This window comes from Ruegeria jejuensis (assembly GCF_041537905.1).
In the GTDB taxonomy this organism is placed as follows: Bacteria; Pseudomonadota; Alphaproteobacteria; order Rhodobacterales; family Rhodobacteraceae; genus Ruegeria_C.
In genome coordinates this window covers 40,800-66,933 of the sequence record NZ_JBGRUO010000022.1, presented here as the reverse complement: position 1 = coordinate 66,933, position 26,134 = coordinate 40,800, and the positions used below count along the sequence as shown (strand labels likewise).

The 26,134-nt window shown below is 60.1% G+C and carries 24 protein-coding genes and 1 tRNA gene; 13 read left to right on the top strand and 12 right to left on the bottom strand.

The window, feature by feature from the left end; translation table 11 throughout:
* The first annotated feature begins 1 nt into the window (after position 1).
* Genes AB1E34_RS20755 through AB1E34_RS20745 form a run of 3 tightly spaced genes read left to right on the top strand, consistent with a single transcriptional unit; the run spans position 2 to position 3,446 of the window.
* The gene (locus AB1E34_RS20755) at positions 2–958 is read left to right on the top strand and encodes an ABC transporter permease (RefSeq protein ID WP_372574225.1); all 957 of its coding nucleotides are present in this window, start codon (positions 2–4) and stop codon (positions 956–958) included.
* The gene (locus tag AB1E34_RS20750) at positions 955–1,812 is read left to right on the top strand and encodes an ABC transporter permease (RefSeq protein ID WP_372574224.1); all 858 of its coding nucleotides are present in this window, start codon (positions 955–957) and stop codon (positions 1,810–1,812) included. The genes AB1E34_RS20755 and AB1E34_RS20750 overlap by 4 nt, the downstream gene beginning before the upstream one ends.
* The gene (locus tag AB1E34_RS20745) at positions 1,809–3,446 is read left to right on the top strand and encodes an ABC transporter ATP-binding protein (protein WP_372574223.1); all 1,638 of its coding nucleotides are present in this window, start codon (positions 1,809–1,811) and stop codon (positions 3,444–3,446) included. Before AB1E34_RS20750 ends, AB1E34_RS20745 begins: the two co-directional genes overlap by 4 nt.
* Positions 3,447–3,511: 65 nt before the next feature.
* On the opposite strand, the gene AB1E34_RS20740 is transcribed toward AB1E34_RS20745, so the two are convergent.
* Positions 3,512–4,009, bottom strand: coding sequence for a hypothetical protein (locus AB1E34_RS20740; RefSeq protein WP_372574222.1), 498 nt, complete (start codon positions 4,007–4,009; stop codon positions 3,512–3,514).
* 176 nt (positions 4,010–4,185) lie between these two features.
* Between AB1E34_RS20740 and AB1E34_RS20735 the strand changes: the two genes are divergently transcribed.
* Positions 4,186–5,025 (top strand): alkaline phosphatase family protein, encoded by an 840-nt coding sequence (locus tag AB1E34_RS20735; protein ID WP_372574221.1) that lies wholly within the window; start codon positions 4,186–4,188, stop codon positions 5,023–5,025.
* A 42-nt stretch (positions 5,026–5,067) separates the two neighbouring features.
* On the opposite strand, the gene AB1E34_RS20730 is transcribed toward AB1E34_RS20735, so the two are convergent.
* The 7 genes from AB1E34_RS20730 to AB1E34_RS20700 form a co-directional block, all read right to left on the bottom strand.
* Positions 5,068–5,991 carry an alpha/beta hydrolase gene (locus AB1E34_RS20730; RefSeq protein ID WP_372574220.1) on the bottom strand — a complete coding sequence of 308 codons (924 nt, stop codon included), beginning with the start codon at positions 5,989–5,991 and terminating at the stop codon, positions 5,068–5,070.
* Positions 5,992–6,003: 12 nt separating this feature from the next.
* Positions 6,004–7,893, bottom strand: a complete 1,890-nt coding sequence (locus AB1E34_RS20725) for an acyl-CoA synthetase (RefSeq protein WP_372574219.1) — start codon at positions 7,891–7,893, stop codon at positions 6,004–6,006.
* Positions 7,894–8,055: 162 nt separating this feature from the next.
* Positions 8,056–9,864, bottom strand: coding sequence for an ABC transporter transmembrane domain-containing protein (locus AB1E34_RS20720; protein ID WP_372574218.1), 1,809 nt, complete (start codon positions 9,862–9,864; stop codon positions 8,056–8,058).
* A gap of 271 nt (positions 9,865–10,135) precedes the next feature.
* Positions 10,136–10,209 (bottom strand) — tRNA-Gly (locus AB1E34_RS20715).
* Between the two features lie 153 nt (positions 10,210–10,362).
* On the bottom strand, positions 10,363–11,355 hold the full coding sequence (locus AB1E34_RS20710) for an MBL fold metallo-hydrolase (protein ID WP_372574217.1): 993 nt from the start codon (positions 11,353–11,355) through the stop codon (positions 10,363–10,365).
* 123 nt (positions 11,356–11,478) lie between these two features.
* Positions 11,479–12,432 (bottom strand): LuxR C-terminal-related transcriptional regulator, encoded by a 954-nt coding sequence (locus AB1E34_RS20705; RefSeq protein ID WP_372574216.1) that lies wholly within the window; start codon positions 12,430–12,432, stop codon positions 11,479–11,481.
* Between the two features lie 113 nt (positions 12,433–12,545).
* Positions 12,546–13,466 (bottom strand): LysR family transcriptional regulator, encoded by a 921-nt coding sequence (locus tag AB1E34_RS20700; RefSeq protein ID WP_372574215.1) that lies wholly within the window; start codon positions 13,464–13,466, stop codon positions 12,546–12,548.
* Between the two features lie 168 nt (positions 13,467–13,634).
* On the opposite strand from AB1E34_RS20700, the gene AB1E34_RS20695 reads away from it, so the two are divergent.
* The 9 genes from AB1E34_RS20695 (at position 13,635) to AB1E34_RS20655 (ending at position 22,411) form a co-directional block, all read left to right on the top strand.
* Positions 13,635–14,651, top strand: coding sequence for a TRAP transporter substrate-binding protein (locus tag AB1E34_RS20695; RefSeq protein ID WP_372574214.1), 1,017 nt, complete (start codon positions 13,635–13,637; stop codon positions 14,649–14,651).
* Between the two features lie 72 nt (positions 14,652–14,723).
* The gene (locus tag AB1E34_RS20690) at positions 14,724–15,284 is read left to right on the top strand and encodes a TRAP transporter small permease (RefSeq protein ID WP_372574213.1); all 561 of its coding nucleotides are present in this window, start codon (positions 14,724–14,726) and stop codon (positions 15,282–15,284) included.
* On the top strand, positions 15,284–16,624 hold the full coding sequence (locus AB1E34_RS20685; protein ID WP_306197684.1) for a TRAP transporter large permease: 1,341 nt from the start codon (positions 15,284–15,286) through the stop codon (positions 16,622–16,624). The genes AB1E34_RS20690 and AB1E34_RS20685 overlap by 1 nt, the downstream gene beginning before the upstream one ends.
* Before the next feature lie 21 nt (positions 16,625–16,645).
* Positions 16,646–17,137 carry a universal stress protein gene (locus AB1E34_RS20680; RefSeq protein WP_372574212.1) on the top strand — a complete coding sequence of 164 codons (492 nt, stop codon included), beginning with the start codon at positions 16,646–16,648 and terminating at the stop codon, positions 17,135–17,137.
* A 33-nt stretch (positions 17,138–17,170) separates the two neighbouring features.
* Positions 17,171–17,557, top strand: coding sequence for a nuclear transport factor 2 family protein (locus AB1E34_RS20675; protein ID WP_372574211.1), 387 nt, complete (start codon positions 17,171–17,173; stop codon positions 17,555–17,557).
* Positions 17,558–17,587: 30 nt separating this feature from the next.
* Positions 17,588–18,994 carry an NAD(P)/FAD-dependent oxidoreductase gene (locus AB1E34_RS20670; RefSeq protein WP_372574210.1) on the top strand — a complete coding sequence of 469 codons (1,407 nt, stop codon included), beginning with the start codon at positions 17,588–17,590 and terminating at the stop codon, positions 18,992–18,994.
* A gap of 42 nt (positions 18,995–19,036) precedes the next feature.
* Entirely contained in the window at positions 19,037–20,815 is a 1,779-nt protein-coding gene (gene xsc, locus AB1E34_RS20665) for a sulfoacetaldehyde acetyltransferase (protein ID WP_372574209.1), read from the top strand.
* 137 nt (positions 20,816–20,952) lie between these two features.
* On the top strand, positions 20,953–21,987 hold the full coding sequence (locus AB1E34_RS20660) for a YeiH family protein (RefSeq protein ID WP_372574208.1): 1,035 nt from the start codon (positions 20,953–20,955) through the stop codon (positions 21,985–21,987).
* 58 nt (positions 21,988–22,045) lie between these two features.
* The gene (locus tag AB1E34_RS20655; protein WP_372574207.1) at positions 22,046–22,411 is read left to right on the top strand and encodes a cupin domain-containing protein; all 366 of its coding nucleotides are present in this window, start codon (positions 22,046–22,048) and stop codon (positions 22,409–22,411) included.
* Positions 22,412–22,442: 31 nt separating this feature from the next.
* On the opposite strand, the gene AB1E34_RS20650 is transcribed toward AB1E34_RS20655, so the two are convergent.
* The 4 genes from AB1E34_RS20650 to AB1E34_RS20635 are packed head-to-tail and all read right to left on the bottom strand — an operon-like array spanning position 22,443 to position 26,068.
* Positions 22,443–23,213 (bottom strand): SDR family oxidoreductase, encoded by a 771-nt coding sequence (locus tag AB1E34_RS20650; RefSeq protein ID WP_372574206.1) that lies wholly within the window; start codon positions 23,211–23,213, stop codon positions 22,443–22,445.
* Positions 23,210–24,250: a zinc-dependent alcohol dehydrogenase gene (locus tag AB1E34_RS20645; RefSeq protein ID WP_372574205.1), complete on the bottom strand. Its 1,041-nt coding sequence runs from the start codon at positions 24,248–24,250 to the stop codon at positions 23,210–23,212. Before AB1E34_RS20645 ends, AB1E34_RS20650 begins: the two co-directional genes overlap by 4 nt.
* Positions 24,251–24,304: 54 nt before the next feature.
* Positions 24,305–25,168, bottom strand: coding sequence for a sugar phosphate isomerase/epimerase family protein (locus tag AB1E34_RS20640; protein ID WP_372574204.1), 864 nt, complete (start codon positions 25,166–25,168; stop codon positions 24,305–24,307).
* Between the two features lie 12 nt (positions 25,169–25,180).
* The gene (locus AB1E34_RS20635) at positions 25,181–26,068 is read right to left on the bottom strand and encodes an NAD(P)-dependent oxidoreductase (protein ID WP_372574203.1); all 888 of its coding nucleotides are present in this window, start codon (positions 26,066–26,068) and stop codon (positions 25,181–25,183) included.
* Positions 26,069–26,134: the final 66 nt, after the last annotated feature.

The window sequence follows — 26,134 nt, the reverse complement described above, 5'->3', positions numbered from 1 at the left end:
TATGCATCCCGTAGTGAAACTGGTTGCTCAGCGCCTTGTGCTGAGCACCCTTCTCCTCCTCGCCGCGTCCATTCTGATCTTTGCAGGCACCACGATCCTGCCAGGCGACGTGGCCCAATCCATTCTCGGACAATCCGCCACCCCAGAATCCCTTGCCAACCTGCGCGAGGAACTGGGGATGAACGACCCCCCCGTCACCCGCTATTTCAACTGGTTATTCGCGGCGTTGCAGGGTGACCTTGGCACGGCGCTTACAAACGGGCGGGACATTGCCGAAAGCGTCGGCCAGCGGTTGTCGAACACTCTTTTCCTTGCCTTCTGGGCCGCCATTATCTCGGTGCCGCTGGCAATCCTGCTTGGCCTGATCGCGGTGCGCTACAGGGATCGCTGGCCCGACAAGCTGATCTCGGGCGTGACGCTGGCCTCGATCTCGATCCCCGAATTCCTGATCGGCTATCTGCTGATGTATTTCATTGCGGTAAAACTGGGCTGGTTCCCGTCGGTCGCAATGATCAATGACGACATGAGCCTGGGGCAAAAGCTACAATCCATCGCCCTGCCGGTGATCGTGCTGACGCTTGTGGTGCTCGCGCATATGATGCGCATGACCCGCGCCGCGATCCTGAACGTGATGCAGTCGGCTTATGTTGAAACCGCCGAGTTGAAAGGCCTGAGCGGGTTTCAGGTCATCTACCGCCACGCCTTCCCCAACGCCATCGCGCCGATTGTGAACGTCGTCATGATCAACCTGGCCTATCTGGTGGTTGGCGTCGTGGTGATCGAGGTGGTCTTTGTCTATCCGGGCATGGGGCAGTATCTGGTCGATCACGTGTCGAAACGCGACGTACCGGTGGTGCAGGCCTGCGGGCTGATCTTTGCGGCTGTCTATATCGTCCTGAACATGATCGCCGACATCGTCTCGATCCTGGCGAACCCGAGACTGAGGCACCCGAAATGAAGAACATCCCAATCTCTGCAATGATCGGGTTGTTCCTCACGGCCCTCTACTTTCTCATGGCGCTATTCGCGCCGCTCATCGCGCCTTACGGCATGGCCGAAGTGGTCGGTGATGTATGGGAACCCTCCAAGATCGAGATCATGCTTGGGATCGCGCCCCCGGGATTCACCGAGTCGAATTTCTGGCTCGGCACCGACAATATTGGCCGCGATCTGCTCAGCCGGATGATCTATGGCGGGCGCACCACGATCTTCATCGCCACCGCCGCCACGATCCTCAGCTTCGTGACCGGCTCGGTTCTGGCCTTCTTTGCCGCCGTGATGGGCGGCTGGGTGGATCAGGCGCTGTCGCGCTTCGTTGATCTGATCATGTCGATCCCGACGCTGATCTTCGCGCTGGTGGTGCTGTCGGTGATGCCGGTGACCATCCCGATCCTGATCCTTGTCATGGGCCTGCTCGACTCGACCCGCGTCTATCGTCTCGCGCGTGCCGTGGCGGTGGATATCTCGGTCATGGATTATGTCGAAGCCGCGCGCCTGCGGGGTGAGAAAATCGGCTGGATCATCTTCCGGGAAATCCTGCCCAATGCGCTCAGCCCGCTGATCGCCGAGATGGGGCTACGCTTCATCTTTGCGGTGCTCTTCGTCTCGACGCTGTCCTTCTTGGGCCTTGGCGTGCAACCGCCCGAGGCTGACTGGGGCGGAATCGTGAAAGAGAACAAGGAAGGCATCGTCTATGGCATTCCCGCCGCCCTGCTGCCGGCTGTCGCCATCGCCACGCTGGCGATCTCGGTGAACCTGGTGGCCGACTGGGTGCTGAACCGCACCACATCGCTGAAAGGAGGCCGGGGATGAGCGATCCGCTTCTCAAGGTCCGTGACCTGAAAATTGGCGCAACCGTCTATCCACCGGGCGAAAAGCCTCATGACATCGAAATCGTGCACGGGGTCAGCTTTGACCTCGCGCCCGGCAAGGTGCTGGGGCTGATCGGGGAATCCGGGGCCGGGAAATCCACCATCGGGCTTGCCTCGATGGCCTATGGCCGGGGTGGTGTGAAAATCACCGGCGGCGAGGTCTGGGTCAACGGACGCGACATCCTGAAGTCATCGGTCCGTGACATTCGCAACCTGCGCGGGGCCGAGGTGACATATGTGTCGCAATCAGCAGCAGCCTCGTTCAACCCGGCCAAGAAGATCATGGATCAGGTCGTCGAGGCAGCGGTGGAACAGAAAAAGTTCAGCCGTAAGGAGGCCGAGGAACGGGCCCGCACGCTATTCAGCAAACTCGGCCTGCCCGATCCGAACAATATCGGCGAGCGCTACCCGCATCAGGTTTCGGGCGGTCAGCTACAGCGCTGCATGACCGCGCTGGCGCTCTGCCCTGAACCCGATCTGGTGGTCTTCGACGAGCCCACCACGGCGCTGGACGTGACCACCCAGATCGACGTGCTGATGGCCATCAAGGAGGCCATTCGCGACACCGGTGTTGCCGCGCTCTATATCACCCATGACCTGGCTGTGGTGGCGCAGGTCAGCGATGACATCATGGTGCTGCGGATGGGCGATATGGTCGAATACGGCCATACCGATCAGATCATCAACCACCCCAAGGAAGAATACACCCAGGCGCTGGTCTCGGTTCGCTCGATCGAGCATGAGGAAAAGACGCCCACACCGGAACCGGTGCTGAGCGTCAAGAACATCACGGCGCGCTACAAGGGCCTGAATTTCGACGTGCTCAAGAACGTGACCGTCGATCTGCATCCGGGTCAGACTTTGGCCGTTGTCGGCGAATCCGGGTCGGGCAAATCGACGCTTGCCCGGGTCATCACTGGTCTTCTGCCGCCCAGCGACGGGCAGATCGACTTTGCCGGGCGCACCCTGTCGCGCGATCTGGCCGGACGCACCCGAGAAGACCTGCGCGAGTTGCAGATGATCTATCAGATGGCCGATGTCGCAATGAACCCGCGCCAGACCGTCGGCACCATCATCGGCCGCCCGCTGGAGTTCTACTTCAACATACGCGGGTCGGAAAAGCGCAGGCGCATCATCGAGTTGCTGGACGAGATCGAGCTGGGCGAGAAGTTCATGGATCGCTATCCGGCCGAGCTGTCGGGCGGCCAGAAACAACGGGTCTGCATCGCACGTTCGCTGGCGGCCAAGCCCAAGATGATTATCTGCGACGAGGTGACCTCGGCGCTCGATCCGCTGGTGGCGGATGGCATCCTGAAACTACTGCTGGATTTGCAGAAGATCGAGGATGTGGCTTACCTGTTCATCACCCATGACCTTGCCACGGTCCGCGCGATCAGCGATTCAATCGCGGTGATGTATCAGGGCAAGGTGCAGCGCTATGGCTCGAAATCCGAAGTTCTCAGCCCACCGTTCGACGATTATACCGACTTGCTGCTCAGTTCCGTACCAGAGATGAAGCTGGGCTGGCTGGAAGAGGTGGTCGCCCATCGCAAGATGGAAAGCGCCGGGAACTGAGAACCGGCAGTGCTTGAAAGGCGGCGGGGCATCTCCCGCCGCTCTTTTAGCATGCTACGGGGGACCTAAGATTTCGCGAAGCGCTCGAAATGGCCCGCCAGAATCGGTTCCAGCTCTTCGCGAGCACGCATCCCCTGCAGGGTCTGCTGCAATTGCCCTTCGCCATCAAACAGCAACAACGTCACATGCGGAACACGGTGGAAATTGGCAAAGGCCTCGCCATCCGGCGTGGTGATATCCGCCACCAGATAGACCAAGTCACACTCTCCGAACTGCTCCATCGCCTGCCGGGTCTCACGCTGGAGTGCGTTGCATGTTGGGCATTGCGGGTTGTGCACCTGCACCACGCTGGGCTTGCCCTGCCCCACGCGGCTGAGATCATATTCATGGGCCAGCGCCCGAACCGAACGGAGCGTGAAATACCCGCCAGCGCCCAAGGCAACCGCCCCAATCGCGCCGTTGCGCAGCAGTTTGAGCATATCGCGGCGCTTCACCTCTGGCTGCGCGGCTGCCGCGTCCTGACGGGCCTTCTGCGCCTGTTTGCGTTTCGATGTCTTCGCCATGATCCCGTATCCATCCCGGTGTCGGTCACGCTCAGGATAGGTTCAACCGTGCCTGGGCCACCTCACAATCCGATCACGTGATCTGACATCCCTTTGAACGGCCCGCCGCGACAGTTTCTGATTGCCCGGCAGCAGCTTCGCCGCCACAAAGGCAGTGAGGAACGGGGAGGCCGGGGATGGACCGCAAACTTCTTCTGATCATTCTGGATGGCGTGCCCTGGCGCAACTTTCGCCGTCTCTTCGGCAATCTCGAAGGCTGGGTGGACAGCGGTGAGGCGCGGGTCTGGAAGCTGCGCTCGGTCCTGCCCTCCACCTCGGCAAGCTGCTATGCCTCGATCCATACCGGCGTCGTGCCGGCCGAACATGGCTGCACCGGCAATGGCAACGTGTTCCGGCTGCGCCACAAGGATGTGTTCTCGCAGATGCGCGATGCGGGCGGGGTGACCGGGGCGGTTGCCCATAGCTATTGGTCAGAATTCTTCAATCGTCACCCGTTCGACCATGTTCGCGACGTGGAATATGACGAGCCCGACAGCGCCACGATCAACCATGGCCGGTTTCACAGCATGACAGGCTATGGCCACGCCAACCAGATGACCCCCTGTGACCTCGACCTGTTTGCCTCGCTCACCAATCTCTGCCTGCGCTTCGGGCTGGATTACGGGATGCTGCATAGCTGTACACTGGACTGCATGGGTCACCGGTTTCACCACGATTGCCATGAGATGGACCACGCCTGTTTCGTCATGGACGAGATGCTGGCACCGTTCATCCCGCGCTGGCGGCAGATGGGGTATGAGGTGATCGTGACGGCAGATCACGGTCAGGACGCGCGCGGCCACCATGGCGGGCGCGATCCGCTGCAACAGGAAACGGCGCTCTACTACTTTGGGGATGCCAACGGGCCGGAACCCGATACGGTGATCGACCAGCTGGAACTGGCCCCGACCATCCTGACCCGTTTGGGCGCACCGGTGGCTGAAACGATGCGGGCCAAGACCTTCCTGAGCGGCTGATTGGCAACAAGGCGTTAAGTAGCCCCTTGGATCCCGCCCATGTCAGTCATAGGGCCAGAGCCCCTGCCCCAGCGCTTCGATCGCAAGCGAGATGCGCTCGAAACTGGCGCGGGCGCGGGCAACGGTGTGGCGCGCGCGCAGATAGCCATGCACTAGCCCTTCTTCGTTGATCCAGTAAACGGTTCCGTCCGCCGCCAGCAGCCGGTCGCGATAATCGCGCCCATCATCGCGCAGAGGGTCGCAATCGGCGGTAAAGATCACGGTTGCGGGCAACCCCTCATAGTTGCTGTCCTGCAAAGGCGCGTAGGTCGGGTCATCACTGGGCCTTTCATCCAACGTGCGAATGCTGTCATAAAACTTCACGTCCGAGCGGCTGAGCAGCGGGGCATGCGCATGCTCAAGATATGAGCCCTGATCCGCGTCACCCCCCAGGACCGGGTAGATCAGCACCTGCCCCAGCAGGTTTTGCAGCCGTCCGCGCGCATGATGTGCGATGCAGGCGGCGAGCGTGCCGCCGACACTGTCACCGGCCAGCACCAGCGGGTCGCCATAGGTGTCCGCCGCCCATTCAGCGACCGCCCAGCAATCATCGAACTGTGCCGGGTGCCGGTGTTCGGGACAGAGGCGGTAATCGACCGCAATCACGCGATACCCGGTCTGGGCGCATATCTCGGCGCAGATATCGTCGTGGCTGTCCAACCCGCCCAGCACGAAACCACCGCCATGCATGTATATCACTGTGCGCGTGGGCTGGCCGGCAGAATAGACGCGGACCTTAACGCCATTGGCGTCCAGATCCTCGGAGGAGATGCCCTCGGGTGCATCCCCCCGAAAGGTGCGGCACAACTGATCGTAGACCTGTCGCTGTTCTTCGATCGACAGGTCCACAGCATTGTCGGGATAGCACTCCGCAGTTCGGCGGATGAAGTCCCGCGTCTCCGCGTCTAGCAGCGCGTCATAGTCCATTCGCTCTCCGGATCAGGCGGCCCACTCCCATGGGCGCGTGTAATCGCCCAGAATCTTGGATACATCCTCGTCCGAGGTGCCGTTTGCGTCAAGCTGCGCGACGAGGCCACGTTTCTTGTCATCGATCACCGAGACGACCCGCGCTCCCACTTCGCCCTTTTCGAGCGCGGTGTTGTAGATCCGGGTGATCGCTTCCTTGCGCAGATCGGGCTTGAAAATCTTGCCCACAGCGGTTTTCGGAAGTTCGGGCAGAATGGCGAGATGTTTGGGATGGGCTGCGCGCTCGTGAATATGGACCTCGCAGTATTTCATCAACTCGTCGGTGGACACGGAGGCACCGTCGACCAGTTCGACATAGACGCAAGGCACCTCACCCGCATATTCGTCGGGCTGGCCAATGGCGCCGGCAAAGGCCACCGCATCGTGGCCCAACAGCACCTCTTCGATCTCGGCAGGATCGATATTGTGACCACCGCGAATGATCAGATCCTTGGCACGGCCTGTGATCCACAGATACCCGTCCGCATCTACCCGACCCAGATCCCCGGTGCGCAGGTACTTTTCGTGATGGTACAGATCGCGGTTCTTTGCCCCCTCGGTATAGGTGTGGCCAGCGAAAACACCAGGGTTCGAGATACAGATCTCGCCCACTTCATCTGTGTTGGCCTCAACCGGATCGTCCGCGTTACCGTTGTAGATTTTGACATCGGTATAGGGGAACGGTATTCCGATCGAGCCGACCTTCTTTTCGCCATCCGTCGGGTTGCAGGACACGAGGCAGGTTGCCTCGGTCAGGCCATAACCTTCGACAATCGTGACGCCGGTGGTCTCTTCGAAGCGGCGGAACAGTTCCAGCGGCAGCGGGGCAGATCCCGAAAACGCGGTCTTGATGCTCGATATATCGGCGTCGACAGGGCGCTGCATCTTGGCCGAGATGGCGGTTGGAACCGTTATGACAAACGAGATTTTCCAGCGTTCGACCAGTTTCCAGAAATTGTCGAACACCCCTTCGCCGCGATAGCCCTGGGGCGTCGGAAAGACCACATGCGCACCGGAAGAGAGCGAGGCCATCATGATCACGTGGCAGGCGAACACATGGAACAACGGCAGCGGACAGATGATGTTGTCGTCCGGCCCGAACAGCAGCGTCGCACCCAGCCAGCCATTATAGACCAGACCGGAATACTTGTGCTGGGCCACTTTCGGCATACCGGTCGTGCCACCGGTATGGAAATAGCAGGCAACCCGATCCTCGGTCGCGTCTGCGAAGGCCAGCTTGGTCGGCTGCTGCGACATGGCTTTGTTGAAGTTCATGTAATCCGCATGCGCCAGATGTTCCTTGTTCTCCAGCTTGGGACGGATCAGTGGCACGATCCAAGATTTCGGCGGGGTCAGGTAGCGATTGAGGTCCACCTCAAGAACGGTGTTCACATGGGGTGCATGGCGCACGGCTTCGGCCACTTTCTGGGCCACATCGGTCTTTGGGAAGGGTTTGAGCGTCACCACGACCTTGGCGTTGGTTTCGCGCAGGATCGAGGCGATCTGCTCAGGTTCCAGCAGCGGATTGATCGGGTTCACGATACCGGCAACCGCACCGCCCAGCATCGTGATCAGTGTCTCGTTACAGTTGGGCAGCACATAGGCGACCACATCCTTTTCACCCACACCCAGAGATCGGAACAGGTTCGCCGCTTGCGTGACCTTATCCTTGAGGTCGGTCCAGGTCAGCGTCTCGGCTTTGTCGGTAGGCCCGGAGAGAATTTGAAAACTGACTGCGTTGTTGTTCGGGTGCTTTCCCGCCGTTGACGACAACAGTTGATAGAGCGTGACCGGAACATCACGCTCTGCCCAGGGCATTTCATTTTCGATTGCATCGCGATCCGCAACACCCGCAAAGGTCATTTAAGTTCCTCCCTCTCGTTGACACAGCGGTGTAAGAGCCCGCCTGAATTCCAGCCAAAACCTGCGAAAAAGCAGAGATCAGCACAAGGAACACCCTAGCGTCAATTTAAGCGTGTGCGAGGGGTTACCGCCACGTCATGTGACGATTTTCTGCTGGCGAGGTTACTCTGCGGCGATCCCTTCGGTGAATTGCAGCCTTGCGAGCCGTGCATAAAGGCCCCCCTGCGCCACCAGTTCATCATGCTTGCCCTGCGCAACAATCTGCCCGTTCTCAAGCACCACGATGCGGTCGGCCTTCTTCACAGTCGCCAGCCGATGCGCCACGATCACCGTCGTACGCCCGGCGCAGAGCACATCCACCGCCTGCTGCACCGCGCGCTCGCTCTCGGCATCCAGCGCCGAGGTGGCCTCGTCCAGCAGCAGCACCGGCGCATCGCGCAGGATCGCGCGCGCGATGGCGATGCGCTGTTTCTGGCCGCCCGACAGCATCACGCCACGCTCGCCCACATAGCTGTCATAGCCCTCGGGCAGGGCCGAGATGAAGTCATGCGCAGCAGCCGCGCGCGCCGCCTGCTCGACCTCGCCGTCGCTGGCTGAGGGGCGGCCAAAGCGGATATTGTCGCGCACGGAGGTCGCGAAGATCACCGGGTCCTGCGGCACCAGCGCGATATGGCGACGGAAATCGTTGCGGGTAAGTTGGTGCAAATCTATCCCGTCGAGCGTCACCCGCCCCTGATCCGGGTCATAGAATCGCTGCATCATCTGGATCACGGTGGTCTTGCCCGCGCCCGACGGCCCCACCAGCGCAACAGTTTCGCCCGGCGCCACGGTCAGCGACAGATCATCCAGCGCCAGATGCTCGGGCCGTGAGGGATAGCGGAAAGTGACCGCGTCAAGGGCGATCTCTCCCTTCACCGGCTCAGGCAATTGCACCGGCGTGCCGGGGTCCAGGACGGTATCTTTCGCGTGCAAAAGCTCCACCAATCGCTCGGTTGCGCCAGCGGCGCGCTGCAATTCGCTCCAGATTTCCGAAAGTGCGGCGACCGAGCCCGCCATGATCACCGAATAGATCACGAACTGGATCAGCGTCCCTTCGGTCATCGTGCCCAGGCGCACCGCGTTCGCGCCCATCCACAGCACGCCGACCACACCGCTGAAGACCAGAAAGATCACGATGACGGTCAGGATGGCGCGGGTTCGGATGCGCACGCGCGACACGTCGTAAGAGGTCTCGGTCATTTCGGCAAATTGCGCGCGGCTCGCGGCCTCTCCGGTATAGGCCTGAACGGTCTGCACCGCGCTCAGCGCCTCGCCCGCGCTGCCCGACGAGGCGGCGATCCAATCCTGGTTCTCTCGACTGATCCGACGTAGGCGGCGACCCAGCACCAGAATGGGCACGATCACGATGGGGATCAGCAACAAGACCATGCCGGTCAGTTTGGCCGAGGTCAGCAGCATCAGGACCAGCCCGCCGAAAAACAGAAGCATGTTGCGCAGGGCGATAGACACGGAAGAGCCCAGCACCGACTGGATCAGCGTGGTGTCGGTGGTGATCCGGCTGAGCACCTCACCGGTCATGATCCGTTCGAAGAACTCGGGGCTCATCCCGATGACACGGTCGAACACGGCCATGCGGATATCGGCTACCACCCGTTCGCCCAAACGGGTCACCAGCGCGTAGCGGATGCCCGTGCCCAGCGCGAGAATAGCAGCGATCCCCAGCGCTGCCAGAAAATAGCGATCCAGCAGATCGCCGTTTTCGATGCGGAAATTGTCCACCACCCGGCGCACCGCCAGCGGCAATGTCAACGACATCGCAGCAGTCAAAATCAGAGCCGCCACAGCCCCCGCCATCAGGCCTTTGTAGGGCAGCATGAACGGCCAAAGCGCACCCAGAACACCCAGCTTGCGTGAGGTGGCGCGCTCTTCGCTGGCATTCGGCGCGGGCTGAGCGGGTTTCGATCTGGCCATGCTATTGGTCTCGCATTGGGGTCTTTATAAGGCGCTATGGCCCATTGGCCCCGCTTCATGGCCCCACGGCCCTTGCAGGTCAAGCAAATGCGCGCCCCAGACCATGCGGCCAAACCTCACAATCCCGAAACAGGCCGTGGTGGAGTCAGGGCTGCCATGCGTAGGCGATCCGCTGCGCAGCGTACGGAGTCGGCAATAGAGCTCAATGACGTCAGATAGTTACCCGTCTGAGATTTGGTCTCTTATACAGTCGATGGCGGGAGGGAATTCTTGGAGCGGGTAGCGGGAATCGAACCCGCACCTTAAGCTTGGAAGGCTCTTATGATACCATTTCACCATACCCGCCAAGAACCCGTGCGTCCTAGAACAAGCGCCAAGCGAGGTCAATAGCCGCATCTTTCGAATGCGGCTGGTCTGCCATTTTGTTCCGCCACCTCACTCACAAGGCAAACCGGCCCGCAAACTTGCGCGCCGGTTCACCCGTGAGCGGCAGCGGAGTCAGCTTGTGAGGGCGTTATGCCCGAAATACAGGAACTCACGATCGCGCCCTGCAATATCCCCCGCTTCCAGGGAGAGGCTGGCGCTGTCCAGCATCTTGTAGCTCTGCTGGGATTTGACCCAGTCATCGGCGTTCTGAAGCGTGGTCAGCGTGTAGCTTGTAGTTTCATTGAGGTAATGGGTGGGGATGATGATCTTTGGCTTGAGCCGTTCCACGATGGCGTTGCCCTGATCATAATCCAGTATGTGCTGCGAGCCGTCCACCGGCAAGGTCAGCACATCGACCTGGCCGATGGCGTCCCAGAATTCCTGTGGGGGATCATGGCGATTGTCGCCCCAGATCAGCGTGCGGATACCGCCGGTTTCCACCAGATAGACCACCATATCCATATGGCTGACATTGTCCGGCGGGCAAGCCTGTACGCCAAACTCGCCCAGCGCGTTGGTCCAGTCATACCAGCCCGGCGCACGGCAGACATGTTTATCGGCAAAGCCGGTGATCTTGATATCGGCAAACTCGAAATTGCCGACCATCCGGTCCAGCACCATGGTCGAGACGGGGCGGTGAATCGCGTCATGGTCGAAATGTGTATGGGTGGACATGCAGATATCCACCGGGGTTTCCGGGAATTCGTTCTTGAACCACAGCCCCCAAGCGCCCGAAGGATCGTCGCGCCAGGGATCAAACAGAATTGTGGCCCCGCCGGGTGAGGTGATCTTGATCGCGCAATGGCCGAAATAATCCACGCCAACGGCACCTTCCACCGTATTGCCGGTGGTTTTCTGCAACTCGATCACGCCGTTATTGTTGCCCGGTTGCGTCCAGTCGGTGGATTGCGCCTGCGCAGAGCTGCTGCTCAGCAGGCTTGCCGCTCCACCCACGCCAGCGGCACCTGCGGCCATAAAGAAGGATCGGCGCGACAGGCCCGGCGCCATATCGTCCGTGCCGCCGCGCAGCAGCGTCGGCTTCAGATTCAGGTCGTCTTTTTTCATTTTTGGATTTCCCTGTTGTCTCACGATCCGGGGATGTCCTCGGATAATGTCATCGTAGCAACCGGGGCATCTGAGGAAGGTATCGAAAAACCATGTGGGAAACATGGGGCAAATCCCCATGTTTTACTGAATGGACAATAGCAGGCTGCGCAGGTTCTGACCGCTGCGTTTCAGGCCGAGTTTCGCGCGGATATTGTTGCGGTGAAACTCGATCGTGCTGGGCTCGCGCGAGAGGGTGCGGGCAATGTCCTTGGTGGTCTGACCGCGCATGATCATCTGTGCGATTTCCTGCTCGGCAGGGGTCAGCGCCTCGAACACGGTGGTCAGTTGCCCGCTCATTTCCGAGGTGATGGATTTGAGGCTTTCCTCGGCCAGTTCCAGATAGGCGCGGCCCGCCGGGTCCCCCTCTAGCCTGCTGCGCAGCTTGGCCAGATGTGGAACAACCAGCCCCTTGATCTGGCGCAATATCTTGGCGTCATATTCTTCGCGCGAGGTCTCGACGCTGCTGAGCAGAACGCGCAATGCGGTATTGGCCTCTTCCAGATCCGAAGTGCGGTTGGCGACGCGCTGTTCCAACTGATCCAGGGTCGCCTGCAATTCCGCCTCAAGCGCGATCCGCCGATCAATCTCGATCAGCAACTCAAGATCCGCCTCGATGACCCGCGCAAATTCCTGTAGCCCTTCGCGGAACAGCAGCGCCCGCCGGTTGCGCCGTGTATCGAGAACACAGATCGTTCCGAAAACCGACCCGTCAGGCCATTTCAGCGGATAGCCGATATAGAAGCGCATCCCGTGTTCCATATCGTCATTGTCGACCCATTCAGGATCGCAGGTCGCATCCTCGACCGTCAATTCGCCATCGCGTTGCAGGACCCCGTAACAATAGAGCTTTTCGTTGAGTGTGAACTGGCAGCCCGCCGCATAGGGGTTGCCTTTGGTCCTGCTGGTGACAAAGACCGAATGATGCGGCTCGTGGGTGCGCATCACCAGACTGGCAGGGACATCAGCGACATTTGCGATCAGGTCCACGATCCGCTGCCATTTGGCGATAGTGTCTTGCGAGATGTCGGGTTTCAAAGTTGCAGCCCCGGATGTGTCTGGCGGATGAACCGGGTCAGTCTAGGGGCGAAGTCGGGCGTCAGGCAAGCGGCGCGGGACTGGCGTGCAAATACCGTACCCGATGCATCCGGCTATCTGGAATGTTCCTTTACCAGCGTCTGCAGGAACACCTGCGTGATCCTCGTTGGCTCAGGGCTGCGTCGGTTGGCGGCGGAAAAGGTGGCGCGATAATGCAGCATCTCCGGTAGGATCATCTTCATCCGCCCCTGTTCCACAAAGCTCTTTGTGAAATGGTCCGGCAGGAACCCGATATACCGGCCTGACAGGATCAGGATCGACAGGGCATGCTCGCTCTGGACCTTCGCCGCACGGCGCAGTTTGAGGGATTGCCCGACATGGAGGTTCGGAGAGTTGACGCTGATACCCGCATAGCGCGCGGCGCGCACATCATCGAGGGTTATATCCGTTTGATCGCGCTCGAAGAACGGATGTCCCTGACCGCAGAACAAGTACATGTTTTCGGTGTAGATCGGGACATAGTTCAGGCTTTTCGACACCCGATGCTCTGCAATAATGCCTACATCGACATCACCGCTGATTAATTTTGTCTCAATTACATTCGGCGGCTCAAGCGAAAGTTCGATCTGCACATCCGGTGCCAGCACGTTGAATGTGCTGATCGCACGGGCCAGATGAGAGTCGGGATTGGAGGCGCATTGATCGAACAAAGCGACATGGATTCTGCCCACCAGGTCCTGTTTTATTTCATTCACCTCGGCCTGGAAGTCTGACACGGACAGCAGCAGCCTGTCGGCTGCGGCAAGGACCTTTGCTCCGTCCTCCGTCAACGAAAACCCGCCAGGACCCCGGTTGCACAGTTTCAGCCCCAATCGAATCTCAAGATTCGATAAATACTTGGAAATTGTGGACCTTCCGATGTTAAGCTCGGTCTCGGCGGCTGAAAGGCCACCGCTTTCAACTACCGACCTGAAAATCCGCAACAAGTTTATGTCGGCCTCTCCGACTTTGGTTACCAGTGACTGCCGCGCCATCCAATGTTCGCTATCTATGAAACTTTACGTTCAATAGTTACCATTTTGGCAACGCGAATCGCAAGCTACACGGGTCGGCACCGGGGCAGATTCGGACTGGAAAGTGCGCAAAGACGCACGTTCCGGCGCGCACCTCGGGTATCAGGACAAATATGCCGGAGGTCATTCATGTCATTTCTCAAGCGGGTCTGCACCACAACTGCAGCCATTTCCATTACGGCCATGCTGGTCGCGGGGGCTGCACAGGCCAAGAATTTCAAGATCGCAGTGGGCGACAGCGGGGGCTCCAGCCAGGAGGCCACCGGTCTGGGCTTCAAGGCCGCACTCGAAGAGCTGTCGGGTGGCAAGCACACCGCTACACTGTTTCTGAACGGTCAACTCGGATCAGAGCAGGATACCGTCAACGACGCGGCCATCGGCACGCTGGATATGTCGCTGCTGGCGATCAACAACATCACCCCGTTCTCGCCAACCGTCGGCGTGTTCACCCTTCCTTACGTGATCCTCAGCCTTGAGGATGCGGAAAAGCTGACCCAGGGCCCGATCGGTCAGGAACTGGTGGAAAACACCATCAATGACGCCGGCGTTCGCATCATCGGCTGGACTTATACCGGGTTCCGCCGTCTGACGAACTCGAAAAAGCCGGTGAAATCGGTGGCCGACCTTGAAGGTCTGGTGATCCGCGTTCCCAAAAACGAGATCATGATCGACACCTACAAGGCATGGGGCATCAGCCCGACGCCGATGGCCTGGTCGGAAACCTTTGCGGGTCTGCAGACCAAAGTGGTCGACGGTCAGGACAACCCCTACACCACCATCAACGCGATGAAGTTCTATGAAGTTCAGAAATATGTGACCAACATCCGTTACATCTTCTCGATCGAACCGCTCATCATTTCCGAGCAGGTCTTCCAGGAGCTTTCCGCAGAAGATCAGGAAATCCTCCTTGAAGCAGGCAAAGTCGCGACGCAGGCCTCTGCTGACTTCCTGCGCGCCAAGGAAGCCGAGATCAAAGAAATCCTGGTCGAAAAAGGCATGGAAATCGTCGATCCCGAGAATGACGAAGCCGAGTTCATCGAACTGGCGACCACCGCCGTGTGGCCGAAATTCTATGAAAGCATCGGTGGCGTCGAAAAGCTGAACGCAGTGCTGGCCGAAATCGGTCGCGAGCCGGTCTCTCAGTAACCGGCAACCGAGCATCCAACAAAAAAATTGCGGGGCACCAACTGGTGCCCCCAACAATAAATGGAGGGTCAGATGTCTAAATTCTGGGGAATTGTCGATAACCTGGAAAGCTATATTTGCCGCACCTTGCTGGCAATGTTCGTTTGCCTGTTGTTTCTGCAGGTCATCGTGAGAACGCTGTTTGCATTCTCGTTTTCCTGGGTCGAGGAACTGTCGATCTACATGTTCGTCTGGTTCGTCTTCTTTGGCGCCAGCTATGCTGCCAAGATGGGGGCTCATAACCGGGTCACGTTCCAGTTCAAGTTCCTGTCGGCCCGCGCGATCAAGTATATCGAAGCTTTCGCGGACCTCTTCTGGATATTCTTCAACGTCTATTTCGTCTATCTGGCGATCGATTTCATCTTCAACAAGATGAACCGCTTTCAGTCGTCTCAGACGCTCGGGTTCCACCTCAGCTGGGTCTACATCGTCCTGCCCATCGCCTTCACACTGATGACCATTCGGGTGATCCAGGTGAACTATCGCAAACTGGTATTGGACGAAGAAATGGTCGACCCGGATTCGATCGACCTCGACGCTGTCAAAGCCGAAGCCGAAAGCCATGACACCTCCAAATCTGAGGGAGACAAGTAATGGGCGCCGAAATTATCCCACTGCTGTTTGGCGGATTTCTGTTTCTGCTGTTCATCGGGGCTCCGATCACCGTGGCGCTTGGCGTCTCGACCCTGATCACGTTCCTCTATCTGGGGGAAAACCCCATCAAATTCGTCCAGATCGCCTTTACCTCGGTCGGGTCCTTCCCGCTGATGGCGCTGCCTGCCTTCATCCTGGCCGGTGCACTGATGGAGGCGTCTGGCCTGTCGCGGCGACTGATCAATGTTGCCGAAAGCTTCGCCGGCCCCTTCACCGGTGGTATGTCGGCTGCGACTGTCATGGCGTGTCTGTTCTTCGGCGCTATCTCGGGGTCCGGCCCGGCGACCACTGCGGCTGTCGGCATGCTGATGATCCCGGCCATGATCGACCGCGGCTATTCCAAGGGCTTCGCCTCGGCTATCACCGCCTCGTCAGGCGGTCTGGGCATCGTCATTCCGCCCTCGATCCCGCTGATCATCTTCGGCATCGCCGCGCTCGGCATGCCGCCCCCACCCGAAGCCGTGGAAGAGTTCGGTCAGTTCCAGACCGTTTCGATCCCGAAACTCTTCATCGCCGGTTTCATGCCCGCCTTCCTGATCGCAGGCAGCCTGTTGCTGATGAACTATATCCTTGCGAAAAAGAACAACTACACTGGCAGCACCGAAGGCTGGTCCGCGCGCCAGATGTGGTGCGAGATGTATCGCGGTTTCTGGGCACTGATGGCCCCGGTTGTGATCCTCGGTGGCATCTATTCGGGCTACTTCACCCCGACCGAAGCGGCCATCGTGGCGATCTTCTATACGCTGATAGTGGGTGCCTTCATCTATCGTGAACTGTCCTGGAAAAGCCTGTTCGGCGCGCTGGAGACAACCACATGGCTGACCGGCCGCGTGTTGCTGATCATGTTCACCGCGACCGTGTTCGGGCGGCTTCTGGTCGAAAACCAGGTTCCCGCCGTGATCGCACAGGGCATGCTGTCCTTCACCGACAACATCTATGTGATCTGGACGCTGGTCATCCTGTTCCTGCTGTTTGTCGGCATGTTCATGGAGACACTGGCGACAATCCTGATCCTGGTGCCGGTGATGCTGCCCGTGGCCTATAGCGTCGGTATCGACCCGATCCACTTCGGCGTGGTCATGGTCTGTACGCTGGGCATCGGCTTCCAGACACCGCCACTGGGTGAAAACCTGTTCATTGCGTCGGGGATATCGAAAATCTCGATCGAAGAGATCTCGCTGCGGGCGTTGCCGTTTGCCTTCATCAACACGGTCGCGATCTTTGTCATAGCGTTCTTCCCCGAGATCTCGCTCTGGCTGCCGCGTGTGTTTGGCTACTGAGGTGGTTGAAAGGAAAAACCCATGAAACAGAAGATCACACATATCCTCTTCGCCACCGCTCTGACGAAACACTCGAGCTACGCATTGACGCATGCGGCCAGCCTGGCCGAAGCAACCGGGGCAAAGCTGCATGTTCTGCATGTGGCCGAGCCGCTCAGCGACGATGCGTTGATCACGATGCGGATGTTCATGCAGGATGCGGGCTCGCGCACTGAGGCGCTCAAGGCCCGGCATGACCACATGAAAGCGGTGCTGACCGAGCGACAAAAAGAGTTCTGGGCAACACTGCCCGAAGAAGACCGGGGCATTCAGGATCAGATCGAGTCGATCGAGATCATCGACGGGCATCCCGCCGAAGTGATCCTGCGCCGCGCGCGCGAGTTGAAATGCGACCTGATTGTGCTGGGGGCCCACGAACACGGGTTCTCGCAAACCTTCCTTGGTACCGTCGCCAAGCGCGTTCTGCGCCGCGCCGACATACCGACACTGGTCGTCCCTTACAGGGACGACTGATCTACCCGCTAACCCTCTAAGAAAGAACAGAAAATGACCAAGACCCTAACCGCCAAGGATTTGGCGGATACCTTTGACTCGTTCAATCGTCACGATATTGACGGTGTGATGACCCATTTTGCCGATGACTGCGTGTTCTATACGGTCGGCGGCGACGAGAAATACGGCAACAAGGTCGAGGGCGCACCCGCCATCGCCGCCGCCTTCTCTGGCGTTTGGGCTGGCATGAAGGATGCCCATTGGGACCACCACAGCCACTTTGTGCATGGCGACCGCGCGGTGTCTGAATGGACGTTCTCGGGCACTGGTGCCGATGGCATGCGCATCGAGGCCGAAGGCGCCGATCTGTTCACACTGCGCGACGGCAAGATCATCGTCAAACAGGCGCTGCGCAAATCCCGGCCAATGTTCAAGGCCTGAGTTTCACCCTCTGTCCCGCGAGATTTCGTCATGGTTGATAATGCGATCCCCCGACACTGGCCCAAGTCCAGCTATGACCCGAAATACGATCCTATTGTCGATGCCGGTCCCGGTCATAACCGCGACCACGCGCCGACCTACTGGATCGGCACTGCCGGTACCCCGCCCGAAGATGACGGCCCCGTATCAGGCGATTTCGACGCCGATGTGGTCGTCATCGGATCGGGCTATACCGGCCTGTCCACTGCCATCCATCTGGCCAAGGAACACGGCATTCAGGCCGTTGTGCTTGAGGCCAATACCGTCGCCTGGGGGTGTTCGACCCGCAATGGCGGGCAGGCCCAGATCTCGTCAGGGCGGCTGAAGCGGTCGCAGTGGCTTCAGCGTTGGGGCGTGGATGTGGCCAAGGGCATGCATGCCGAGGTCACCGAAGCGTTTGAGCTGTTCAATGACCTGATCGCGCAGGACGATATCAACTGCGATCCGCAGCCCGGCGGGCATTACTATATCGCCCACCGGGACAAGGTGATGGCCGGTCTGAAGAGCGAGAGCGCGTTGTTGAACGACACGTTCGGCTATGGCTCTCGCATCCTGTCGCGCGAGGAGCTGCATGAAAGCCATGTCCGCGATCAGGAGGCTGCAGGTGCCTTGTGGGAACCCGATGGTACTTGCATCCACGCAGGCAAGCTGGCCTTTGGCTATGTCAACATGGCGCGCCGTCTGGGGGCCAAAATCCACACCGCCAGCCCGGTGACCGGATGGACCACCAAGAACGGCGTGCACCATCTGCGCACGCCGGGCGGGACCGTGCGGGCGAAAAAGGTGGCGCTTGCTACGGCGGGCTACACACCTCCAGGTCTGAACAAGAAGACCAAGCATCGCCTGATGCCGATCTTGTCGAACTCACTCGTCACCCGCCCCCTGACCGAGGCGGAACTGGCCGAATGCGGCATCCAGACCAAGTCACCACTGACCGACACGCGCACCCTGCGCCACTACTACCGGCTGCTGCCAGACAACCGGATGCAGATCGGCAGCCGCAGCGCTCTGACCGGGCGCGACGCGGAAAACGAAAAGCACCTGGCTCTGCTGCAAAAGGGTCTGGCCCGGAAGTTCCCGGCGCTGGAAGATATCAACCTGGACTATTCCTGGTGGGGATGGGTCGATGTCAGCCACGACATGATGCCCCGGATCTGTCAGCCCGACCCGGATGCGAGCATCTATTATGCCATGGGGTATGGCGGCAATGGCGTGATGTACTCCGCACAGGCCGGGCGCCGGATGGCCCAGCTGGTGGCAGGCGACAAATCGGACAAGGCGTTCTCGCTGCCGATTTTCACCTCGCCGCTGCCAAGCCATGGGCTGCTGACGCCCTTCCGTCGGGTGGGCCAGAGTTTTGCCTATGTCTGGTACTACCTGAAAGACGAAATTATCTAAATATAACAGCGCCGTAATGCGCCGCGCACAAGGACTCAAACAATGAAAATGACGACCGAAGAAGCCTTCGTCAAAACTCTGCAGATGCACGGCATCGAGCATGCGTTTGGTATTATCGGCTCGGCCATGATGCCGATCTCGGACCTGTTCCCGCAGGCCGGGGTGACCTTCTGGGACTGCGCCCATGAATGCACTGGCGGGATGATGGCCGACGGTTTCACCCGCGCCACCGGCGAGATGTCGATGATGATCGCCCAGAACGGCCCCGGCATCACCAACTTCGTGACCGCCGTCAAAACCGCCTATTGGAACCACACCCCGCTGCTGCTGGTCACCCCACAGGCCGCCAACAAGACCATTGGTCAGGGCGGATTCCAGGAGATGGAGCAGATGCGCATGTTCGCCGATTGCGTCGCCTATCAGGAAGAGGTCCGCGACCCGTCGCGCATCGCCGAAACCCTGAACCGGGTGATCATGGAGGCGCATCGCGCCTCGGCACCCGCACAGATCAACATCCCGCGCGATTTCTGGACCCAGGTCATCGATATCGAGCTGCCGACCATTCTGGAATTCGAGCGCCCCTCGGGTGGAGAGGCCGCCATTGCCGAGGCCTCAGAGCTGCTCAGCAAGGCCGAATTCCCGGTCATTCTCAATGGCGCGGGCGTGGTTCTGGCCGGTGCGATCCCGGCGTCGGCAGCCCTTGCCGAGCGGCTGACCGCGCCGGTCTGCTGCGGCTATCAGCACAATGACGCCTTCCCCGGCAACCACCCGCTGCATGCCGGGCCGCTGGGCTATAACGGCTCGAAAGCGGGGATGGAGCTGATCAGCAAGGCCGATGTGGTCCTGTGCCTGGGAACGCGTCTGAACCCGTTCTCCACCCTGCCCGGCTATGGCATCGATTACTGGCCCACCAATGCCAAGATCATTCAGGTCGATATCAACCCGGCGCGGATCGGGCTGACCAAGAAGGTCTCGGTCGGCATCATCGGCGACGCCAAAAAGGTGGCCGAGGGCATTCTGGCCCGCCTGGGCGACACGGCGGGCGACGCAGGCCGCGAGGCGCGTCAGGCGACCATCGCAACCGCTAAGTCGACCTGGGCGCAGCAGCTGTCCAGCATGGATCATGAGGATGACGATCCCGGCACCACCTGGAACGAGCGCGCCCGCAACCGCCAGCCCGATCACATGAGCCCGCGCCAGATGTGGCGCGCAATCGACAGCGCGCTGCCGAAAAACGCGATTATCTCGTCCGATATCGGCAACAACTGCGCCATCGGCAATGCCTACCCGTCCTTTGAGACTGGCCGCAAATACCTCGCTCCGGGTCTGTTCGGCCCTTGCGGCTATGCCTTCCCGGCCATTCTGGGCGCCAAGATCGGTCAGCCCGATGTTCCGGTTGTGGGCTTTGCCGGGGATGGCGCCTTCGGCATTTCGATGAACGAGATGACCGCCTGCGGGCGCGGCGACTGGCCTGCAATCACGCAGGTGATCTTCCGCAACTACCAGTGGGGCGCGGAAAAGCGCAACACGACCCTGTGGTTCGAAGACAACTTCGTTGGCACCGAGCTGGACCTGAATGTCAGCTATGCCGGTATCGCCAGGGCCTGCGGGGTCGAGGGCGTACAAGTGTCCAGCATGGATCAACTCACTGACGAGCTGAACAAGGCCATCGCCCGCCAGATGAAGGAGAACAAGACCACCTTCATCGAGGTGCTGTTGAACCAGGAACTGGGCGAGCCCTTCCGCCGCGACGCGATGAAGAAGCCTGTTGCCGTGGCCGGAATCAACCCCGGCGACATGCGCTCCAAACGCGTGGCCTGATACTGGTCCCTGCCGCCGCGATTTGGTTGCGGCAGGCTCAAACCGACACCAAAGCGCCCCAGCGGCGATAGACCAAACGACCGGCACCCTCCTGACCGCTTCGGTCAGCCGAGGGTGCCGTTTTTAGGATTGATAAGATGCAAACAGCGGATTTCACCCGTACCAAAGTACAGGGCCTTTCGGGATTTGTGCAACAGAATGGGCAGGGCTTCCTTGTCTCTGCCGTTGTCGCGGCAGCGGCGCAGTTTCTGTCGGAGCATTACGGCGCGCCCGCGATGCTGATGGCCCTGCTTCTTGGCATCGCCTTCCACTTTCTGGCAGAGGACGGCCCCTGCAAACCCGGTATCGAATTCACCTCGCGCACCGTGTTGCGATTTGGTGTTGCCCTGCTGGGCGCGAGGATCAGCGTCGAGCTGATGGTTGGGCTGGGTGCCGGTCTGATCACTGTGGTTATCGTCGCGGTTCTGGCCACCATCCTCTTTGGCCTGCTTGGCGCGCGGCTCTTGGGCCGAGGCTGGCGCTTTGGCGTGCTGACGGGTGGGTCGGTGGCGATCTGCGGGGCATCTGCGGCGATGGCGATCTCGGCGGTGCTGCCCAAAAACGAACATTCAGAGCGCAATCTGATCTTCACGGTTCTGGCCGTAACGGTCCTGTCGACCGTCGCAATGATCGTCTACCCGATCCTGACCGAAATCTTCGATTTCAACTCTGAATATTCCGGGGTTTTCCTGGGCGGCACGATCCACGATGTGGCACAGGTGGTTGGTGCGGGTTTCTCGGTCTCGGACCAGACCGGTGAGGTCGCGACCCTGGTCAAGCTGATCCGCGTGGCGATGCTGGCCCCCGTGGTTCTGGTGATCTCGATCCTGGTACGCAAATATGCCGATGACAACACGACCGACGGCAAGCGCCCGCCCGTGCTGCCCTTCTTTGTCGTCGGGTTCCTGATCTTTGCCGCGATGAACTCGCTGGGCCTGATCCCTGCTGCCGTGGTGGATCTGATGAGCAGTCTAAGCCGCTGGGCCTTGCTGATCTCGATTGCTGCGGTTGGGATGAAAACCTCGCTCAAGCGCATTCTTGACGTTGGTGGTCAGGCCATCGTGCTGATCGTCGCCGAAACCATCTTCATCGCGATCTTTGTCCTCTTGGGCGTGGTACTGATCGGCCATTGACGCAGCGCCATCCGCCCCATCCAGGAACGAATTCACGGAACGAAAAGGAACTCAAACCATGCAAACCCATGTCATCGATATCGCCAATGACACTCCGAAATCCACCGGCCAGCGGCGACTGACCGACCTGCCGGACCGCGTCGTCTCGGGCGATCCGCACCACAACACCGAGATCCAGTTCACCAGTCCCGACGGCAAGCTGACCGTCGGCACCTGGACATCGACGCCGGGCAAATGGCATGCATTCACCGACAAGGACGAATATTGCTATATCGTCTCGGGCCATTGCGCCCTGATCCACGAGGACGGCACCCGCCGGGAGTTCCGCGAAGGTGCCTCGTTCTTCATCCCAGACGGGTTTGTCGGGTTTTGGGAGGTCATCGAAACCACCACAAAACACTTCGTCATTCGCGACACCAAATAACCCCGCCTCACGTGGCGGGGTCATCGCCCCGTCACCGGCCCATCCAGCCTCCATCGACCACCAGAATCTCTCCGTTCACATAATCCGATGCGGAGGAGGCCAGGAACACTGCCGGCCCGGCAAAATCCTGCGGCGTGCCCCAGCGTCCTTGCGGGATGCGCTCAAGGATCGCCTTCGAGCGGTCCGGGTCATCCTGCAAGGCCTGGGTGTTGTCGGTGGCGATATAGCCCGGCGCAATGGCATTAACGTTCAGCCCATGCGGTGCCCATTCATTGGCCAGCGCCTTGGTCAACTGCCCGATCCCGCCCTTCGAGGCGGCATAGCCCGGCACCGTGATCCCACCCTGAAAGGTCAGCAGCGAAGCGGTAAAGATGATCTTGCCCCGGCGCCGTCCGACCATCCCGCGGCCGATCTCACGCGAGAGAACAAACTGGGCCGAGAGGTTCACCTCGATCACCTCATCCCACCAATCGTCAGGATGCTCGGTTGCAGGCTTGCGTTTGATGGTCCCGGCATTGTTGACCAGAATGTCGGGCGCGACCCCTTCAACGGACAGTTGCTCGGCAAAATCCAGCACCGCATCCCGATCCGAGAAGTCGCATTGATAGGCCCGAAAATCGCGCCCCATCGCGGTGACGGCCTGTTCCACATCGCTACCCGAGGTCTCAAGCGTGGCCGAAACGCCGACGATATTGGCCCCGGCTTCTGCCAGCGCCTCGGCCATGCCGCGTCCGATGCCGCGTTTGCATCCGGTGACCAGCGCCGTTTTGCCGCTCAGATCAAAGCTTGCCATGATACTCATGCTTTTTCTCCTACCTTGATCAGGCTTTTCATTGCTGTCGGGCTGCGGTCCAGGGCCTCGAACGCGGTCTGAATATCGGCGAGCGGGCTGACATCGGTGATCACCGTATCGGCGTCGATGCCGCCTTCGGCAATGAGTGCGATGGCCTTTTCGTAATCCTCGGGCTCATAGACCCGCGCGCCGATCAGTTTCAACTCGCGCCAGAAGAACTGGAACAGGTCGATGCTGGGTTTCTGCGCGTGGATGGCGACCATGACGATCCGCGCCCGCGTCGCAGCCACCGCCGTCATCGCATCGACCCCCGGCTGCGTGCCCGACACCTCGAACACCACATCCGCGCCCTTCCCGCCGGTACGCGCCCCGACCACGGCCTGCAGATCACCCTCGATAGGATTGACCGTATCGAACCCCAGCGTCTCAGCGATGGCCAGCCGGTTCGGATTGACCTCGGAGATCAGCACTTTGCCCCCCGCATCGCGGGCGACCATCGCCACCAAGACGCCAATCGGGCCGCCGCCGATCACCACTACGTCCTCACCCGGTTGCAGCCCAGAAAGCCGCACGTCGTGGCAGGCCACGGCGACAGGTTCGATCAACGCGGCATGATCCATACGTAGATCGTCGGGTAGAACATGCAGCGTATGGGCCGGCACCGTCCACAACTCCTGCATCGCGCCATCAGTATCGAGGCCGAGGAATTTCAATTTGTGACAGATGTGGCTATGCCCGGCCCGGCAGGCCGGACACTCCCCGCAATGGTCCAGCGGGCGTACCACCACTTTCTGACCCGGTTTGACAGTTGCGACATTTGCCCCGATCGCCTCAACCACGCCCGACATCTCATGGCCGATCACGCGGTCAAAACCAACACGCGCATCCATGTTGCCGTGATAGACATGCATGTCGGTGCCACAGATGCCGCAATAGGCGATGCGGATCGTGACCTCATCCGCGCCCGGTTCAGGCGCTGCCCTCTGCTCGACCGAGAATCTTTTGTCGCCTCTGTAGTAAGCGGCGGTAATGGTTTGATCGCTCATGATCTCACCTCCTTGTTTAGGTTTTCTTTGCCGGTCCCGAGGACATCCCAATCGTCACCCGAAATGCGCCTTGAACCGGGCAATGCATTGGCGAAACCCGGCCTCGAAATCGCCATTTCCAGGGTGGTAGACGGATTCGAAACTGATCACCCCGTCATAGCCATCCGCGCGCAGCGCATCGGCCATGGGCTGGAACTGATCCGCCAACTGCCCCGTACCCATCTCGCGCACCTCAAGCGTGGCCTTTGGCGTATCGACCTGCACATCCTTGATATGGACATGGCCCAGATAGCCGTCCTTCACCTCGTCATAGCCATCGGGATAAGCGCGTTCATGGCACCAGCAGTTATTGGCCGGATCCCAAAGCACCTTCAGCGTGTCCTTGGCATCCAGATCGTCGATCAGTTTGCGCGCGGTGTAGTTGGAGTTGACCATGGTGCCGTTGCCGGTTTCGACCACCAAGGTCACACCCGCATTGCGCGCCAGATCAACCGCCGGGGCGATCAGTGGCAGCATCGCATCCCAGGCACCATGGGCCACATTCCATTTCTCGGCCCCGCCGAAACCCCAGAGAATCTGCTCTTTCTTCGGTGTCATGATGCGCACCAGCGGTGATCCCACCACATGGGCCATATCGATCACGCGATTAAGCGCGTCCATATGCCGGGTGTGCAGTTCATCGCCCGGCCTGTTGGCAGCGGTCATCCCCGCAAAGATATGGCGGCTGAGGCAGCTGACTGACTTTCCGCGGGCGCGCAGCAGCGCGTCGATTTCCCGGATTTCATTGGAGGAATGGTCGCCCACCTCGGTATCGCCCACGAATTGCAGTTCGGCATAGGTCAGGTCAAATTCGTCCATCACATCGACCGCATGAACCAGATCGCGACTGATGCCGTCGCAGATTACGCCAAGTTTCATCACCCGCCCTCCTTAGCGATGCAGTTCCGCGCCGACGATCTCTTCCATCACGCGGGCGCAGATCCAGTTGTCGCCATGGGGGTATTTCGTCTTGCCCTGATGGAAGATTTGCATCGCGCTCGCCGCCATGAAAAGCGGCACGCCAAGCTCTTCGGCCATGCTGAGCGAGATGGTCAGATCCTTGTGCATGGTCCCGATGCCCGAGCCGGTGCCCTCGAATTTGCGATCGATGATGTTGCCAAGCGCGGTGTTTGTGATGCCGCAACCCGCGCTTGAGGTGGAGAACACGTTGTAGAGCACCTCGCCGCTCACCCCTGCCTTGGCTGCCAGCGCTGCTGCCTCGAAGGTTGCCCCGAACATGGCGCCAATCAGCGATTGCAGGCAGGCCTTGACCACCTGCCCCTCGCCCGGCTGCGTCCCGACCCGGTGGATGGTGGCCGAGACCGCCTCCATCACCGGCGCAAAACGCTCCAGCACGTCAGGCGCGCCCGCCGCCATCATGGTCAGCGTCCCGCCCTGTGCGCCGGGAAACCCACCCGAGACCGGGCTGTCGATCAGGTGGATGCCCGAGCCGTCCATCGCCGCGCCGATCTCGCGCGCCTCGGCGGGTTTGATCGTGGCGGTCAGGATCACCGCGCCGCCGGGCTGCATGTGGCCGATCAGACCGTCCTCGCCCAGAATGACCGATTTCGCCTGATCGCCATTCATCACCATGACATAGACCGCGTCCGAGTTCGCCCCGACCTCGGCTGCGCTTACCGCAGGCGTACCGCCCATATCGGTAAAGGCCCGCATCCGCGCGTCATCTAGGTCCAGACCGCAGGTCTCAGATCCGTTTGCCATCAGGTTCTTGGCCAGCCCGCTGCCCATGTCACCCAGTCCAATTACACCTACTCGCATATCAACTTCCCAGTTTCTTCCGGTGTCACCGGTGTTGCGTCTGGCGCTTTGGCGCCGGTTCAAGCC